We start from the raw sequence: 13,590 nt of genomic DNA, 5'->3' as shown, positions 1-13,590 counted from the left end.
TTCATTGTGGGCGCAGGCGCCGCAGCCCGCAAGCGGGACATCAAGACGCTTGCGATGGCGGCCGGCTGCGCTACATCGGCGGACATGACGCCCAAGGCCCGCGCCGCCGAGCTTCTCGCCTGGTACGACCGCCACCGCCGCGCGCTGCCCTGGCGCGCAAGGGCGGGCGAGCGGCCCGATCCCTACCGCGTCTGGGCCTCCGAGATCATGCTGCAGCAGACCACGGTCGGGGCGGTGAAGCCTTATTACGAGCGCTTCATGGCCCGCTTCCCGACCGTGAAGGCGCTGGCCGAGGCGCCGTCCGAGGCGGTCATGCAGGCCTGGGCCGGGCTCGGCTATTATTCGCGCGCCCGCAATCTCCACGCCTGCGCCAGGGTGGTGATGGCGGAGCATCGCGGCCGCTTTCCCGATACCGAGGAGGCGTTACGCGCCCTGCCGGGCATCGGCGCCTATACGGCCGGGGCCGTCGCGGCGATCGCCTTCGACCGGCCGGCGGCGGCCGTCGACGGCAATGTCGAGCGCGTCATGACCCGCCTCTTCGCGATCGAGGACGAGCTGCCGGGCGCCCGGCCGCTGGTCCGCGAGCGCGTGCTGGGCCTGATGCCGCAGGACCGGCCGGGCGATTTCGCTCAAGCCCTGATGGATCTCGGCGCCACGATCTGCACCCCGCGCAACCCCGCCTGCGGGCTTTGCCCCTGGCGCGAGCCCTGCCGGGCGCGGAAAGCCGGCACGCAGGAGAGCTTTCCGCGCAAGGCGCCGAAGAAGGCGGGGGCGACGCGCTACGGCGCCGCCTTCGTGCTGGCGCGGGCGGATGGCGCGCTCCTGCTGCGCACGCGCCCCGCCAAGGGCCTGCTCGGCGGCATGGCCGAGGTGCCGACCAGCGAATGGCGCGCCGATTACGCGCTCGACGGCGCCGCGCAGGACGCGCCCCTGCCCTTGCGCTGGCAAAGGCTGGCGCAGCCGGTGCGGCACGTCTTCACGCATTTCCCACTGGAATTGTCGGTGCTGGTCGGGCAGGCGCCTGTCGCCACGCAGGCGCCGAGGGGCATGCGCTTCACGCCCATGGCGGAGCTTGGCGAGGAACCGCTGCCGAGCCTGATGCGGAAGGTGGTCGAAGCCGGATTGGCGGCGCTCAGGCCGCCGCCATCCGCGCCCTGATCTCGCCGCGCAGCGCGTCGAGGACCGTCAGCCCGCCCTTGCGCTCGACATGCCAGAAGGTCCAGCCGTTGCAGGCCGGCAGGCCCTGCGCCAGCGCGCCGATCTTGTGGATCGAGCCGACCGCGGGCCCGAGGATCAGCGTGCCGTCGGCGCGCACCGTCGCCTTGTGGCGGCGCTTCTCGTCGTGGACTGTCTCGCCCGCCCTGACCAGCCCGGCCTCGACCAGGCTGAGGAACGGCACGCGCGGCTCGCTGCGCTTCGAGGGGGCGACGGAGAAGGCTTCCGGCGCAAGCGGCGTCACCGCCGCGATGCGCTGACGCGCAGCCTTCGCATAAACCGGATCGCGCTCGAGGCCGATGAAGCGGCGGCCGAGCGCCTTGGCGACGGCGCCGGTCGTGCCCGTGCCGAAGAACGGGTCGAGGATGACGTCGCCGGGGTTCGAGGCCGAGAGCAGCACGCGGGCGAGCAGGGCTTCCGGCTTCTGCGTCGGGTGCACCTTGGCGCCGCCGGCGTCCTTCAGGCGCTCCTCGCCGGTGCAGAGCGGCAGATACCAGTCCGAGCGCATCTGGAGGTCGTCGTTGCCGCCCTTCAGCGCCTCGTAATGGAAGGTGTATCTGGAGGTTTCGCCGCGTGCCGCCCAGATCAGCGTCTCATGCGCGTTGGTGAAGCGCCGGCCGCGGAAGTTCGGCATCGGGTTGGCCTTGCGCCAGACGATGTCGTTCAGCATCCAGAAGCCGAGATCCTGCAACGTCGCGCCGACGCGGAAGATATTGTGGTAGCTGCCGATCACCCACAGCGCCCCGTCGGGCTTGAGCAGGCGGCGCGCCGCCGTGAGCCAGTCGCGGGTGAAGGCGTCGTAATCGGAGAAGGAGGCGAACTTGTCCCAGTCGTCGTCGACGGCATCGACGAGGCTGTCGTCGGGCCGGCGCAGATCGCCGCCGAGCTGGAGATTATAGGGCGGATCGGCGAAGATCAGGTCGACGCTCGCCGGCGGCAGGGCGTTCATCGCCGCGACGCAATCGCCGACCAGAATCTGGTCGAGCGGCAGCTCCGCGGCTGTGCCGCTATGATCGGCAAGGCTGTGTTTGGGAAGGCCCTTGGCCTTCATCCGGGCCCCCAGCGCAGGCCGTCCGGTACGCGAAACCTGAATCCGGACGGGAGCACTGGCGGTCCCGGTACGCGAGATACCCATGACGCAAAGACCGCTACGCAACTTCAACGAGCGCGATATTGGTCAGTCAGGGTAAAGGCCGGGTTTCCGCTGTAAAAAAAATGCGTCCCATTCTGGGGCTGCAATTTTTGCCTAGCCCATTGGCAATGAACGGAAATTCCTAACGGCGATTAAGGTTACGGACGTGCCGTTGCGGCAGCATGCGCGCGGCCTGCGGGATGCCGCCCTACCGGAACCAGACGCCCTTCACCGGCGCGAAGGAATAGCGATGCTCCGGGCAGGGGCCGTGCTCGGCGATGGCGCGGCGGTGCTGCGGCGTCGCATAGCCGGCATGGGCGGAGAAGCCATAGGCCGGGTAGCGCCGGCACAGCCGCGCCATCATCCGGTCGCGCGTCACCTTGGCGACGATCGAGGCGGCGGCGATGGAGGCGATCTGCCCGTCACCCTGGATGATCGCCTCGCAGCCGCAGGCCAGCGCCGGGGGATCGTTGCCGTCGACCAGCACATGCAAAGGCGCGAGCGGCAGCGCCGCCGCGGCCCGGCACATGGCCCTGAGCGTCGCCTGGCGGATATTGACGCCGTCGATCTCGGCCGCCGTGGCGCTGGCGACCGAGACCGCCAGCGCGCGCTCCATGATCTCGCCGTAGAGCTCCTCGCGGATCGCCGCCGGCAGCTTCTTCGAATCGTCGAGCCCGGCCGGCACGCGCTCGGGATCGAGGATCACGGCGGCCGCCACCACGGGCCCCGCGAGCGGCCCGCGCCCGGCCTCGTCGATGCCGGCGAGCGGCCAGCGGCCGGCGGCGATGGCGAGCGTTTCGCGGCTGAAATCGGCGGGCATGACGCGCTTATGCAGCATCCTCCGGCGGGGGGCCAGAGCGGCATCGGCGCGCTCCACCGCCATCGGCGCGGCGACCGGCGGCGAAGCGCGCCCGGAAGGCGCCAAAATGCACCGGCGCCGCTGAAAAAATGCCACATTCGCTGCCGCAATGCGGCAAGAATGTCGCACCTTGCCAGAATTATCATATATTTCAATGAATTAAGCATTATCCACCTGCCTTGACAGCGCGGGGGGCTGCCAATAAAGGAGGCCGTGCTGACGACGGCTCGATGCGCGGGTTTGGTCGTGGTTATAGTGGTTTTTCGCCGGATCGCGGCGTAAACGCGGTCGAGACGGAGGCCAAAGACCATGTCCGAACCCGACCCAAACGCCTCAGACCCGGAGTTGCGCGCAAGACTGGGTTCCCTGAAGTCCGCGATCCAGCGGGCCGAGGCGAACGATAAGCCGGGCGCGGGTCCGGCTGGAGAGGACAAGGCGCTCGCGGGCGCGATGTCCTCGGGCTTTCGCGCCGCGACGGATCTCGCAGGCGGCATCATCGCGGGCGCCCTGATCGGGTACCTCGGCGACCGGTGGCTGGGAACGTCCCCGTTCCTGCTGATCGCCTTCGTGGTGATCGGAACCATCGCCGGCCTGAAGGCCGTCTATCGGCTCGGTTCGCGTCCGACCTCAGGGTCGAAGGGCGGGCCGGAGACGCATTGATCGAAAGGCGGCCCTCCCGGCCGCGCGACGAGGAACGAGACATGGCGGCCGGCGGCGGAATCGATCCGATCCACCAATTCCACATCGCTCCCATCGTGGAGCTGAAGCCGTTCGGCCTCGATTTGTCCTTCACCAACACCTCGTTGTGGATGGTGATCGTCATCGGCGTCATCTCCGCGATCATGATCTATGGCTCGAGCCAGCGGGCGGTCGTTCCCGGCCGGCTGCAATCGCTCGCCGAGATGGCCTATGAATTCGTGGCCGCGACCATGACGGGCGTGATGGGCAAGGACGGCCTGCGGTTCTTCCCGTTCGTGTTCTCGCTGTTCATGTTCGTGCTGGCCTCGAACCTGCTCGGCCTGCTTCCCGGTTCCTTCACCGTCACCAGCCAGATCATCGTCACCGCCGCGCTGGCGCTGCTCGTCATCTCGATCGTGGTGGTCTACGGCGTGATGAAGCATGGTAGCCATTTCTTCGGCCTGTTCGTGCCGTCCGGCGTGCCCGGCTGGCTCCTGCCCTTCATGGTGCTGATCGAGACGGTCTCGTTCCTTTCGCGGCCGGTCTCGCTCTCGCTTCGTCTCTTCGGCAACATGCTCGCCGGCCATATCGCGCTCAAGGTCTTCGGCGGCTTCGTCGTCGTGCTGCTGGGCTCCGGCGCCGTGCTGAACTACGCCATCGCGCCGCTGCCGCTCTTGCTGGCGGTCGCGCTGACCGCGCTCGAGGTCCTGGTCGCCGTCCTGCAGGCTTACGTCTTCGCGATCCTGACCTGCGTCTATCTCAACGACGCGCTGCATCCCGGCCACTGAAGGCCGCGCAACGCGCGCGAGAGTTCATCCCACCCGTCAAAACCTTCCACACTGGAGAAAGACCATGGATCCTGTTGCAGCCAAGTTCATCGGCGCCGGCCTCGCCTCGCTCGGCATGGGCCTCGCCGCCATCGGCGTCGGCACCATCTTCGGCAACTTCCTCTCGGGCGCGCTGCGCAACCCCTCCGCCTCGGACGGCCAGTTCCCGCGCGCCTTCATCGGCGCGGCGCTCGCCGAAGGCCTGGGCATCTTCGCCTTCGTCGTCGCGCTCGTGCTGCTCTTCGTGGTCTGACGCTTTTCGTCGGCCGCTCCTCGTCGCGCGTCGCGGCCATCCCGGCCCGCGCGCGGCGGTTTCCAAGTCTTAAGCGCTGAAAGGCTCGCCATGCCGGTTCGATCTTCAGGGTTCGCGCGACAAGGATGGCCGCTGGCTGTCGGCTCGTTCGCCGCTCTGCTGGCGGGAGCGGCTGAAGCGTCCACGCCGGGTCTGACCGGCGAGAAATCGTCCTTTCCGCCCTTCGACCCCGCGCATTTCGCCAGCAACCTGTTCTGGCTCGCGCTCTGCTTCGGCGCGCTGTACTGGCTGATGTCCAGGATCGCGCTGCCGCGGCTCGGCTCCATCATGGAGGAGCGGGCGAGCACGATCGGCCGCGACCTCGACCACGCAAGCCAGATGCAGGCCAAGGCCGAGGAGATGGCGCAAGCCTATGAGAAGGCCCTGGCCGAGGCCCGCAAGAACGCCCAGGGCATCGCCCAGAGCGCGCGCGAAGCCGGCGCCAAGGCCAGCGACGTCAAGCGCCACGCCACCGAGGCGGATCTCGCCGCCAAGCTCGCCGAGGCCGAGGCGACCATCGCCAGGACCAAGTCCGACGCGATGGGCAATGTGCGCGATCTCGGCAGCGATGTCGCCGCGGCGATCGTCACCAAGCTGACCGGGCAGGCTCCCAAGGCCGGAGAGGCGGCGGCGGCTGTCGACCAGGCCCTGGCGAAGGGCTGAGGAGAGTTCGGATGGATACGTTCTGGGTCGGCGTCGCGCTCGTCATCTTCCTCGCCATCCTGGTCAAGTTCGGCGTGCCGGGCGCGATCGTGAAGGCGCTCGACGCCCGCGGCGAGAAGGTCGCGCAGGAGCTGGCGGAAGCCCGCCGCCTGCGCCAGGAGGCCGAGAAGCTGCTCGCCGAATACGACGCCAAGCGCAAGGCCGCCGAGGCCGAGGCCGCCGGGATCATCGCCTCCGCCAAGGAGGAGGCCGAGCGCCTCGCGGGCGAAGCCGAGGCCAAGCTCGCGGACTTCGTCGCCCGCCGCACCAAGGCGGCCGAGGAGAAGATCGCCCAGGCCGAAAGCCAGGCCGAGGCCGATGTCCGCGCCGCGGCGGCCGAAGCCGCCACCAGGGCAGCCGAGACCATCCTGCGCGGCCAGATGGCCGGCAAGGCGGGCGAAGCCGCCTTCGCCGCCGGGCTCAGCGAGGTCAAGGCCAAGCTCAACTGAGGCTTAGCCGATCGCCGCAAGGTTCGACGCCGCGCTCTTGCGAGCGCGGCGTTTTTGCTTCCGAAGCTCGTCATTCCGGGGCGCCCGCAGGGCGAACCCGGAATGACGAAGGGCGGGCTTGCTCGAAGCCGGATCAGTTGCTCGCCGTCACCGGCGCTGCGGCCGGGCGCGCCGGCGGGAGGGCCGCCGCCTTCGGCTTGGGCTTGCGCGGCTGGATCGTCGAGGTGACGATGCCCTGCGGCGTGTCGAGCCCGTAGATGTCGTCGCGGAACTGGACCTGCCCGTCCGCCCCCTGCCAGCCGGTGAGATAGACCCAGGCGACCGGCACCGGCTTCTTCAGCGCGATGTTCTTGCGCTCGCCCTTGGCGATCTCGTCCTCGATCGCTGACCGCGTCCATTCCGAGCCTTCCAGTAGCCAGGCGGCGAGGTCGCGCACGCCCTCGATGCGGGCGCAGCCGGAGGAGTTGAACCGCACATCGTTGCGGAACAGGCTCTTCTTCGGCGTGTCGTGCATATAGACCGCATCGCTGTTGGGCATGTCGATCTTGAGCTGGCCGAGCGAGTTGGTCGGCCCCGGCTCCTGCCGGACGTAGAAATAGGGGTTCGTCAGGCCGGACCAGTTGACGCTCGCCGGGTCGATCTCCTTGTTCTCGGCGCCCAGCAGCTTCATGTTCGACTTGGCGATGAAGCCTGGATCCTTGCGCATATGCGGGATGATGTCGGCCTTCACGATCGACATCGGCACCGTCCAGTAGGGGTTGAGGTTGACCGAGGTGATGTTGGCCTGGATCACCGGCGAGGGCCGGTCCGGCCGGCCGACGATGGCGAGATGGCGCTCACGGACCGTGCCGTTCTCGACCGCCTCGACGCTGGCGCCGGGGATGTTCACCACGACATAGCGGCTGGCGAAGTTGAAGCCGTTGCCCTTGAGGCGCTCCAGCGTGGCGGTGAGCTGGTTGAGGCGTGCCTCGACCGGCGTGTTCATCGCCTTCAGGGTGAGCCGCCCGACCGTGCCGAGATCCGACAGGCCGTGGCGGCGCTGGAAGCGCTTCACCGCCTCGGTCACGGCGGCATCATAGACATCGCCGTCCACCGCCTCGGGCGCGAGATCGCCGCCGGCGACGAGGCGCTGCTTCAGCGCGGTGACGTCCGGCCCTTGCGAATCCGGCTTCAGCGCGGTCGCGCCCGCCGGCACCTTCGGCCAACCACCGCGATTGGCGATGTCCTCATGGGCGATCAGCGCCTCGAGCGTGCGGTCATAGGTGTTCGGGCCGTAGCTCGGCTCGTTCGCACGCACGAGCGCCGTCGAGGCCAGGAGGAGAGCGGCCGCAGCAGCAAGGATGGAGGAACGCACTGACATCAAAACCCCCGGGCCGCGCGGAGCGGCACCGGGACATCATTCCCCGACATGGTCAAGGAAGGCTTAAGATCGCCGGCGGTGTTATTCCGCCGCCTCGGCCGGGGCCGGCTTCTCCCATTTCAGCACGGGCTGGCGCGCGGCGCGGGTCTCGTCGAGACGGCGGATCGGGGCGTGATGCGGGGCGCCGGTGAAGCGCTCCTTGTCGTTGCCCTTGGCGGCCATGGCGAGGTCGCGCAGCGTGGCGATGAAGAGGTCGAGCGTCGCCTTCGATTCCGACTCGGTCGGCTCGATCAGCATGGCGCCATGGACGACGAGCGGGAAATACACCGTCATCGGATGGTAGCCCTCGTCGATCATCGCCTTGGCGAAATCGAGCGTCGAGACGCCGGTGCCCTTGAGCCAGTCGTCGTCGAACAGCACCTCGTGCATCGAGGGGTGGTCCGGGAAGGGCAGCGACATCAGGTCGGAGAGGCCGGCGCGGATATAGTTGGCATTCAGCACCGCGTCCTCCGACGCCTGGCGCATGCCGTCCGAGCCGTGGCTGAGCATATAGGCGAGCGCGCGGACATACATGCCCATCTGGCCGTGGAAGGCGGTGATGCGGCCGAAGGGCTTGTTGCCGGCGGGCGCCTCCTCGCGCGTCTCGACCAGACGCGGGCTGCCATCCGCCTCGACATGGATGAAGGGCACGGGCGCGAAGGGCGCGAGCCGCTGCGACAGCACGACCGGGCCGGCGCCCGGACCGCCGCCGCCATGGGGCGTCGAGAAGGTCTTGTGCAGGTTGATGTGCATGGCGTCGACGCCGAGGTCGCCAGGGCGCGCCTTGCCGACGATGGCGTTGAAATTGGCGCCGTCGCAGTAGAAATAGGCGCCGGCCTCGTGCATCGCCGCGGCGATCTCGACGATCTCGGGCTCGAAGATGCCGCAGGTGTTCGGGTTGGTCAGCATGATCGCGGCGATGTCCGGCCCGAGCAGGGCCTTCACGTCCGCGACCGCGACGGTGCCGTCGGGCCTCGCCGGCACGGCCTTCACCGAGAAGCCGATCAAGGCGGCGGTCGCCGGATTGGTGCCGTGCGCCGATTCGGGCACCAGCACGACGTTGCGGGTGGCGCCCTCCCCCTTGGCCGCAATCGCCGCCTTGATCGCCATCATGCCGCAGGCCTCGCCATGGGCGCCGGCCTTGGGGGAAAGCGCCACGGCCGGCATGCCGGTCAGCGTCATCAGGTAGCGGGCGAGCTCCAGCATCAGCGCGAGCGCGCCGGGCACGCTCGAGAGCGGCTGGAGCGGGTGCACGTCGGCAAAGCCCGGCAGCCGCGCCATCTTCTCGTTGAGGCGGGCATTGTGCTTCATCGTGCAGGAGCCGAGCGGGAACAGCCCGGTGTCGATGCCGTAGTTCTTCTGGCTGAGGCGGACATAGTGGCGCATCGCCTCGGGCTCGGAGAGGCCGGGCAGGCCGATCTCGCCTTGGCGGGCATGCTGGCCCAGCCGCGACCTGAACGGGGCGGGCTTGTCGATATCGACCCCGGTCGCCTCGTCGTGGCCGATCTCGAAGATCAGCGGCTCGATCTGCTGGAGGGCCTTGTTGCCGGTGAAGGTGGCGCGGTCCTCACGAACCGCCTCGCCGGCCTGGGTGGGACGTCCCTGACGGTTCAGCATCACAGCACCTCCGAAAGCGCCTTGGCGAAGGCCGCCCGGTCGTCATCGCTATTCACTTCGGTCGCGGCGACGAGCAGCAGGTCGTCGAGCCCGGCATCCGGCATCAGCCGCGAGACCGGCACGCCGCCGAGCACGCCCTTCCCGGCCAAAGCCTCGACCACCGCGGCGGCGGGCTTCGGCAGCTTCACCGTGAACTCGTTGAAGAAGCTCTCGTTGAGGACCGAGACGCCCTTCACCCCCGCGATGAGGTCGGCGAGCTTCACGGCGTTGGCGTGGTTCACCTCGGCGAGGCGGGTAAGACCGGCCTGCCCGAGCAGCGTCATGTGGATGGTGAAGGCCAGCACGCAGAGACCGGAATTGGTGCAGATGTTCGAGGTCGCCTTGTCGCGGCGGATATGCTGCTCGCGCGTCGAGAGCGTCAGCACGAAGCCGCGCTGGCCGGCCGAATCGACCGTCTCGCCGCAGAGCCTTCCCGGCATCTGGCGGATATATTTCGACTTGGCGGCGAAGAGGCCGACATAGGGGCCGCCGAAATTCAGCGCGTTGCCGATCGACTGGCCTTCTCCGACGACGATGTCGGCGTCCTGCGCGCCCGGCGGCGTCACGGCGCCCAGCGAGACGACCTCGGTGAAGACCGCGATCAGCAGCGCGCCATGGGCATGGGCCTTCTCGGCGATCGGCTTCAGGTCGCGCAGATTGCCGAAGACGTCGGGCGACTGCACGACGACGCAGGAGACGCTGTCGTCGATCTGCGAGAGGATGTCCTCGCTGCCCGTGACGTCGGCTTCAAGCGCCACGACCTCGTCGTTCGCCATCTCGGAGAGGGTTTCGACCACCGCGGCGTAGTGCGGGTGCAGCCCGCCGGAGAGCACGGCCTTGCGGCGCCGGGTGACGCGGTGCGCCATCAGCACCGCCTCGCCCGTGCCGGTCGAGCCGTCATACATCGAGGCGTTGGCGACCTCCATGCCGGTCAGCGCCGCGACCTGGGTCTGGAACTCGAAGAGATATTGCAGCGTGCCCTGCGCGATCTCGGGCTGGTAGGGCGTGTAGCTCGTCAGGAATTCCGAGCGCTGGATCAGATGGTCCACCGTCGCCGGGACATGGTGCTTGTAAGCGCCGGCGCCGACGAAGAAGGGCACGGCGGAGGCGGCGATGTTCTTCCCCGCCATGCGCCCGAGGATGCGCTCGACCTCGAGCTCGCCCTTGGCGCGCGGCAGGTCGAGCGGGGCCTTCAGGAGCTTGCCGGCCGGCACGTCGCTGAACAGCGCATCGATATCGGAGACGCCGATGCGCGCGAGCATGTCCTCGCGATCGGTCTCGGTGAGCGGAAGATAGCGCATGGGGGTTCCTGTCGTGCTCTCAGCGGCCTTCTGCGACGTCACGCCCTCAGAGCGACTTGACGTAGTTCTGGTACTCGGCCTCGCTCATCAGCGCGTCGAGCTCGGAGGCATCCTTGATCCTGAGCTTGAGGAACCAGCCCTTGCCGGCCGGGTCCTCGTTGACGGTGCCGGGCGCCGCCTCGAGCTCGCCGTTGACCTCGACGACCTCGCCGGAGACCGGGGCATAGACCTCGGACGCGGCCTTGACGCTCTCGACCACGGCGGCCTCGCCGCCCTTGGCCAGCGCCTTGCCCACCACCGGCAGCTCGACGAAGACGACGTCTCCGAGCTGGGACTGGGCATAGTCGGAGATGCCGATGGTGCCGAGGTCACCCTCGATGCGGATATATTCGTGGTCCTTGCTGTAACGGGTCTCGGCCATGGTGTCCTCCTGGCGGGCGATGTCTGGCGGGCGATGTCTGGAAAGGGGTTCAGCGCCTGTAGCCGCTCGGCACGAAGGGCATCGGCGCCACGACGGCCGGCAGCGGCTTGCCGCGCACGATGAGATTGAGCGCGGTCCCCGGCGCGGCATGGGCCGGGGCGACATAGCCCATGGCGCAGGGGCCGTTCAGCGTCGGGCCGAAGCCGCCGGAGGTGACGACGCCGATCACCTCGCCCTCGGGCGTGGCGATCTCGGTGCCCTCGCGGGCCGGCGCCCGGCCCTCGGGCTTCAGGCCGACGCGGATGCGCGAGACACCCTCGGCGAGCTCGCGCTGGATGCGCGCGGCGCCCGGAAAACCGCCCTCCTCGCGGCGGCGCTTCTGGATCGACCAGTTGAGGCCGGCCTCGATCGGCGAGGTCGAGGCGTCGATGTCGTGGCCGTAGAGGCAAAGCCCTGCTTCCAGCCGCAGCGAATCACGGGCACCGAGCCCGATCGGCTTGACGGCGGCGTCGAGCAGCAGCGTGTCCCAGATCTCGCCGATCCGGCTGGCGGCGGCGGAAATCTCGTAGCCGTCCTCGCCGGTATAGCCGGAGCGGCTGACATTGGCCTTGACGCCGGCGACCTTCATGCTGCGCGCGGTCATGAAGCCCATCGCGGCGGCCTCCGGCGCGAGCGCCGAAAGCGCGGCCTCCGCGCCCGGCCCCTGCAGCGCGATCAGGCCGCGATGCTCGGCGCGGATCAGCTTCACATCGGCCGGCAGGCGCGCCTCGATATGGGCGTAGTCGGCCTCCTTGCAGGCGGCGTTGACGACGAGAAAGAGCGCGCCGTCCTCGTCGGGCTCGATCGAGCGCGTCACCATCAGATCGTCGAGGATGCCGCCCTCCTCGTTGAGGAGCTGCGAATAGCGCTGCTTGCCGGGGGCGAGATTGACGATGTCGGCGGGAATCAGCGCCTCGAGGGCTCTCGCCGTGGCTTCGTGGCCGGGGCCGACCAGGAAGCACTGGCCCATATGCGAGACGTCGAAGAGACCGGCCTTCTCCCGCGTCCAGTTGTGCTCGGCCAGGATACCCGACGGGTACTGCACCGGCATGTCGTAGCCGGCGAAGGGCACCATGCGGGCGCCGAGCGCGACGTGGCGGGCGTGAAGCGGCGTCTTCAGCGGCGCGGGCGCGCCGGCGGTGTCGGTGGTGGCCTCGGCAGCCATGGCATGCCCCTCCCAGAGTCGTGCGCCAGCCCCGGACGAAATGTCCGGGACGCGCCCCCTCTGTCTCGGGACCTGAGAGATTTCCCCGCCGGCACGAAGCCGCGACGGGTTACACCCTTCGGTGGGCGGCCATCGCTGCCCGCCGCTTTCCAGAGCGCCAAATCCCCTGCGGCCCTTTTGCCTGAGCGTTTCCGGGGCGGTTGCGCCTTCGGCGCCGGTTCCGACGGATCGGTCCGGTCTCTCCCGCGGGGATATGCGGCTTGGGCACAGATACAAGACGCGCCGGCTTAGTCAATCGGCACGCCGGCGTCTTTCACATGGCAAACGCCTCACCGCCCGCGCCGACGGGCGGCGGTGGCGGGCCCGCCACCGCCGAGGCCGACGAAGATCTCGACATCACCCTGGCCGGCCGGTACCATGATGCCCTCCTCGATATGGGTGAAGTCGACGCCCGCCTGCCCGGCGGGAATCGTGCCGCCGACGCGCGCGCTGCGCCGCGCGACGACGCCCGTCCCGCGCGTCACGGTGGTGGTCAGCGTGGCGCCGTAGCTGCCGGGGCGCCCGGCCGGGCCGAGCAGCACGCGGCCCTCGACGCCGATCTTGACGCGGAAGCCGCCGTTGCCGGTCGCGGTGCATTCGCGCGCCACATTGGTGATCGAGACCTGATAGTGCAGGCCGCCCGAATCCTGGCCCGACTGGGCGCGGGTCGCGGCGCCGCCTTCGGAAATGATGACCTCGGGGCAGAACAGCGGCGCTTCCTGGTCGTCGTCCTTCGGCAACTGGTCCGCCGGCGGAGGCGTGGTGGACTGGAACATGACGATGTTGCTCAGCGTGCTCATCGAGCCCTGCTCCCCCGGCTGGGAGGAGCCGCAGCCGGAAAGCCCGAGGCAGATCAGCGGCAAGGCGAGCCAGCGGCCCGCGGTCAGAGTCTGGTCGATCACGGCAGCGCCTCCACGCCCGGGCCGAAGCCGTCGAGCGAGACGGGCACGCCCACCCCCTCCTCCGGCGTCTGGAATACGATGAAGGTCGCGCTCTTGCCGCCCTTGAGCTGGCCGAGCAGGGTGTCGTCCATGACGACCTCGGCAACGCAACCGGTGGTCAGGCAGCGCACGAAGCCGGCGCGGCCGATGTCCTTGTCGTCGATCTTGAGGCCGAGGCCGGACGGCAGCAGCACGCCCAGCGGCGCGACGACGCGCAGGAGCCTGCTCTTCTGATCCGCCGTCTTCAGCACGATGACGAGCAGCGTCAGATTCGGCCGGTCCTCGGCCGCGACGTTCTGGACGAGGGCGCACTGCTCCGTCTTGGCGCCCGGCGGCACCTCGCAGCGCATCTGCCAGTCGCCATGCGTCGAACGCACCGCGCCCTGCGCGAGGGCGGAGCCGGCGGCGAGGCTCGTCGCCATCAGCGCCAGCGCGAGCGCGCCGGCCGCTCCGATGATCCTCAGCATCCCTGCCA

The 13,590-nt window shown here is 69.2% G+C and carries 15 protein-coding genes and 1 riboswitch; of the genes, 6 read left to right on the top strand and 9 right to left on the bottom strand.

Translation table 11 applies throughout. The annotated features are described in order from the left end of the window. Positions 1 to 54: 54 nt before the first annotated feature. Positions 55 to 1,158: an A/G-specific adenine glycosylase gene (gene mutY, locus M9917_RS15265; protein ID WP_465246399.1), complete on the top strand. Its 1,104-nt coding sequence runs from the start codon at positions 55 to 57 to the stop codon at positions 1,156 to 1,158. Here mutY and M9917_RS15260 read toward each other — a convergent pair. Then, positions 1,133 to 2,350, bottom strand: coding sequence for a DNA methyltransferase (locus tag M9917_RS15260; RefSeq protein WP_465246382.1), 1,218 nt, complete (start codon positions 2,348 to 2,350; stop codon positions 1,133 to 1,135). The two genes, mutY and M9917_RS15260, sit on opposite strands and share 26 nt — an antisense overlap. Before the next feature lie 205 nt (positions 2,351 to 2,555). Beyond that, the gene (locus M9917_RS15255; RefSeq protein ID WP_297255048.1) at positions 2,556 to 3,167 is read right to left on the bottom strand and encodes a ribonuclease HII; all 612 of its coding nucleotides are present in this window, start codon (positions 3,165 to 3,167) and stop codon (positions 2,556 to 2,558) included. Between the two features lie 348 nt (positions 3,168 to 3,515). Here M9917_RS15255 and M9917_RS15250 point away from each other — a divergent pair, with 348 nt between their 5' ends. From M9917_RS15250 to M9917_RS15230, 5 genes are all read left to right on the top strand, one after another. Then, a complete protein-coding gene (locus tag M9917_RS15250; protein ID WP_297255046.1) occupies positions 3,516 to 3,866 on the top strand; it encodes an AtpZ/AtpI family protein in 351 nt (116 codons plus the stop codon). Positions 3,867 to 3,907: 41 nt separating this feature from the next. Then, entirely contained in the window at positions 3,908 to 4,672 is a 765-nt protein-coding gene (locus M9917_RS15245; RefSeq protein ID WP_297255045.1) for a F0F1 ATP synthase subunit A, read from the top strand. A gap of 64 nt (positions 4,673 to 4,736) precedes the next feature. Then, complete coding sequence (locus tag M9917_RS15240) at positions 4,737 to 4,964, top strand: F0F1 ATP synthase subunit C (RefSeq protein ID WP_297255043.1); 228 nt, start codon at positions 4,737 to 4,739, stop codon at positions 4,962 to 4,964. A gap of 90 nt (positions 4,965 to 5,054) precedes the next feature. Continuing rightward, the gene (locus M9917_RS15235; protein WP_297255041.1) at positions 5,055 to 5,666 is read left to right on the top strand and encodes a F0F1 ATP synthase subunit B family protein; all 612 of its coding nucleotides are present in this window, start codon (positions 5,055 to 5,057) and stop codon (positions 5,664 to 5,666) included. A gap of 11 nt (positions 5,667 to 5,677) precedes the next feature. Next, positions 5,678 to 6,154, top strand: a complete 477-nt coding sequence (locus M9917_RS15230) for a F0F1 ATP synthase subunit B family protein (protein WP_297255039.1) — start codon at positions 5,678 to 5,680, stop codon at positions 6,152 to 6,154. Positions 6,155 to 6,287: 133 nt separating this feature from the next. On the opposite strand, the gene M9917_RS15225 is transcribed toward M9917_RS15230, so the two are convergent. The 7 genes from M9917_RS15225 to M9917_RS15195 all read right to left on the bottom strand — a co-directional run bounded on the left by M9917_RS15225 (position 6,288) and on the right by M9917_RS15195 (position 13,582). Then, entirely contained in the window at positions 6,288 to 7,514 is a 1,227-nt protein-coding gene (locus M9917_RS15225) for a L,D-transpeptidase family protein (RefSeq protein ID WP_297255037.1), read from the bottom strand. Positions 7,515 to 7,595: 81 nt separating this feature from the next. Further along, positions 7,596 to 9,170, bottom strand: coding sequence for an aminomethyl-transferring glycine dehydrogenase subunit GcvPB (gene gcvPB / locus M9917_RS15220; protein WP_297255035.1), 1,575 nt, complete (start codon positions 9,168 to 9,170; stop codon positions 7,596 to 7,598). Beyond that, a complete protein-coding gene (gcvPA, locus tag M9917_RS15215; RefSeq protein ID WP_297255033.1) occupies positions 9,170 to 10,510 on the bottom strand; it encodes an aminomethyl-transferring glycine dehydrogenase subunit GcvPA in 1,341 nt (446 codons plus the stop codon). The genes gcvPB and gcvPA overlap by 1 nt, the downstream gene beginning before the upstream one ends. Positions 10,511 to 10,556: 46 nt before the next feature. Further along, positions 10,557 to 10,931 carry a glycine cleavage system protein GcvH gene (gene gcvH / locus M9917_RS15210; RefSeq protein ID WP_297255031.1) on the bottom strand — a complete coding sequence of 125 codons (375 nt, stop codon included), beginning with the start codon at positions 10,929 to 10,931 and terminating at the stop codon, positions 10,557 to 10,559. A 49-nt stretch (positions 10,932 to 10,980) separates the two neighbouring features. Continuing rightward, entirely contained in the window at positions 10,981 to 12,135 is a 1,155-nt protein-coding gene (gene gcvT, locus M9917_RS15205; RefSeq protein WP_297255030.1) for a glycine cleavage system aminomethyltransferase GcvT, read from the bottom strand. Positions 12,136 to 12,294: 159 nt separating this feature from the next. Beyond that, positions 12,295 to 12,391, bottom strand: a riboswitch (glycine riboswitch). Between the two features lie 73 nt (positions 12,392 to 12,464). Continuing rightward, the gene (locus M9917_RS15200) at positions 12,465 to 13,076 is read right to left on the bottom strand and encodes a hypothetical protein (protein WP_297255028.1); all 612 of its coding nucleotides are present in this window, start codon (positions 13,074 to 13,076) and stop codon (positions 12,465 to 12,467) included. Further along, positions 13,073 to 13,582, bottom strand: a complete 510-nt coding sequence (locus tag M9917_RS15195) for an invasion associated locus B family protein (protein ID WP_297255026.1) — start codon at positions 13,580 to 13,582, stop codon at positions 13,073 to 13,075. The genes M9917_RS15200 and M9917_RS15195 overlap by 4 nt, the downstream gene beginning before the upstream one ends. Positions 13,583 to 13,590 lie beyond the last annotated feature (8 nt).

The organism is Bosea sp. (in: a-proteobacteria), from assembly GCF_023953965.1.
Taxonomy (GTDB): Bacteria; Pseudomonadota; Alphaproteobacteria; order Rhizobiales; family Beijerinckiaceae; genus Allobosea.
This window is presented reverse-complemented; position numbering and strand designations above follow the sequence as displayed.

What these genes read in the sequence shown, in the direction of transcription:
- M9917_RS15195 (WP_297255026.1), bottom strand. Translation starts at nt 13,582, where the DNA reads ATGCTGAGGATCATCGGAGCGGCCGGCGCGCTCGCGCTGGCGCTGATG.
- M9917_RS15260 (WP_465246382.1), bottom strand. Translation starts at nt 2,350, where the DNA reads ATGGGTATCTCGCGTACCGGGACCGCCAGTGCTCCCGTCCGGATTCAG.
- gcvPB (WP_297255035.1), bottom strand. Translation starts at nt 9,170, where the DNA reads ATGCTGAACCGTCAGGGACGTCCCACCCAGGCCGGCGAGGCGGTTCGT.
- gcvT (WP_297255030.1), bottom strand. Translation starts at nt 12,135, where the DNA reads ATGGCTGCCGAGGCCACCACCGACACCGCCGGCGCGCCCGCGCCGCTG.
- M9917_RS15255 (WP_297255048.1), bottom strand. Translation starts at nt 3,167, where the DNA reads ATGCCCGCCGATTTCAGCCGCGAAACGCTCGCCATCGCCGCCGGCCGC.
- gcvPA (WP_297255033.1), bottom strand. Translation starts at nt 10,510, where the DNA reads ATGCGCTATCTTCCGCTCACCGAGACCGATCGCGAGGACATGCTCGCG.
- mutY (WP_465246399.1), top strand. Translation starts at nt 55, where the DNA reads ATGGCGGCCGGCTGCGCTACATCGGCGGACATGACGCCCAAGGCCCGC.
- M9917_RS15235 (WP_297255041.1), top strand. Translation starts at nt 5,055, where the DNA reads ATGCCGGTTCGATCTTCAGGGTTCGCGCGACAAGGATGGCCGCTGGCT.
- M9917_RS15250 (WP_297255046.1), top strand. Translation starts at nt 3,516, where the DNA reads ATGTCCGAACCCGACCCAAACGCCTCAGACCCGGAGTTGCGCGCAAGA.
- M9917_RS15240 (WP_297255043.1), top strand. Translation starts at nt 4,737, where the DNA reads ATGGATCCTGTTGCAGCCAAGTTCATCGGCGCCGGCCTCGCCTCGCTC.
- M9917_RS15225 (WP_297255037.1), bottom strand. Translation starts at nt 7,514, where the DNA reads ATGTCAGTGCGTTCCTCCATCCTTGCTGCTGCGGCCGCTCTCCTCCTG.
- M9917_RS15245 (WP_297255045.1), top strand. Translation starts at nt 3,908, where the DNA reads ATGGCGGCCGGCGGCGGAATCGATCCGATCCACCAATTCCACATCGCT.
- M9917_RS15230 (WP_297255039.1), top strand. Translation starts at nt 5,678, where the DNA reads ATGGATACGTTCTGGGTCGGCGTCGCGCTCGTCATCTTCCTCGCCATC.
- gcvH (WP_297255031.1), bottom strand. Translation starts at nt 10,931, where the DNA reads ATGGCCGAGACCCGTTACAGCAAGGACCACGAATATATCCGCATCGAG.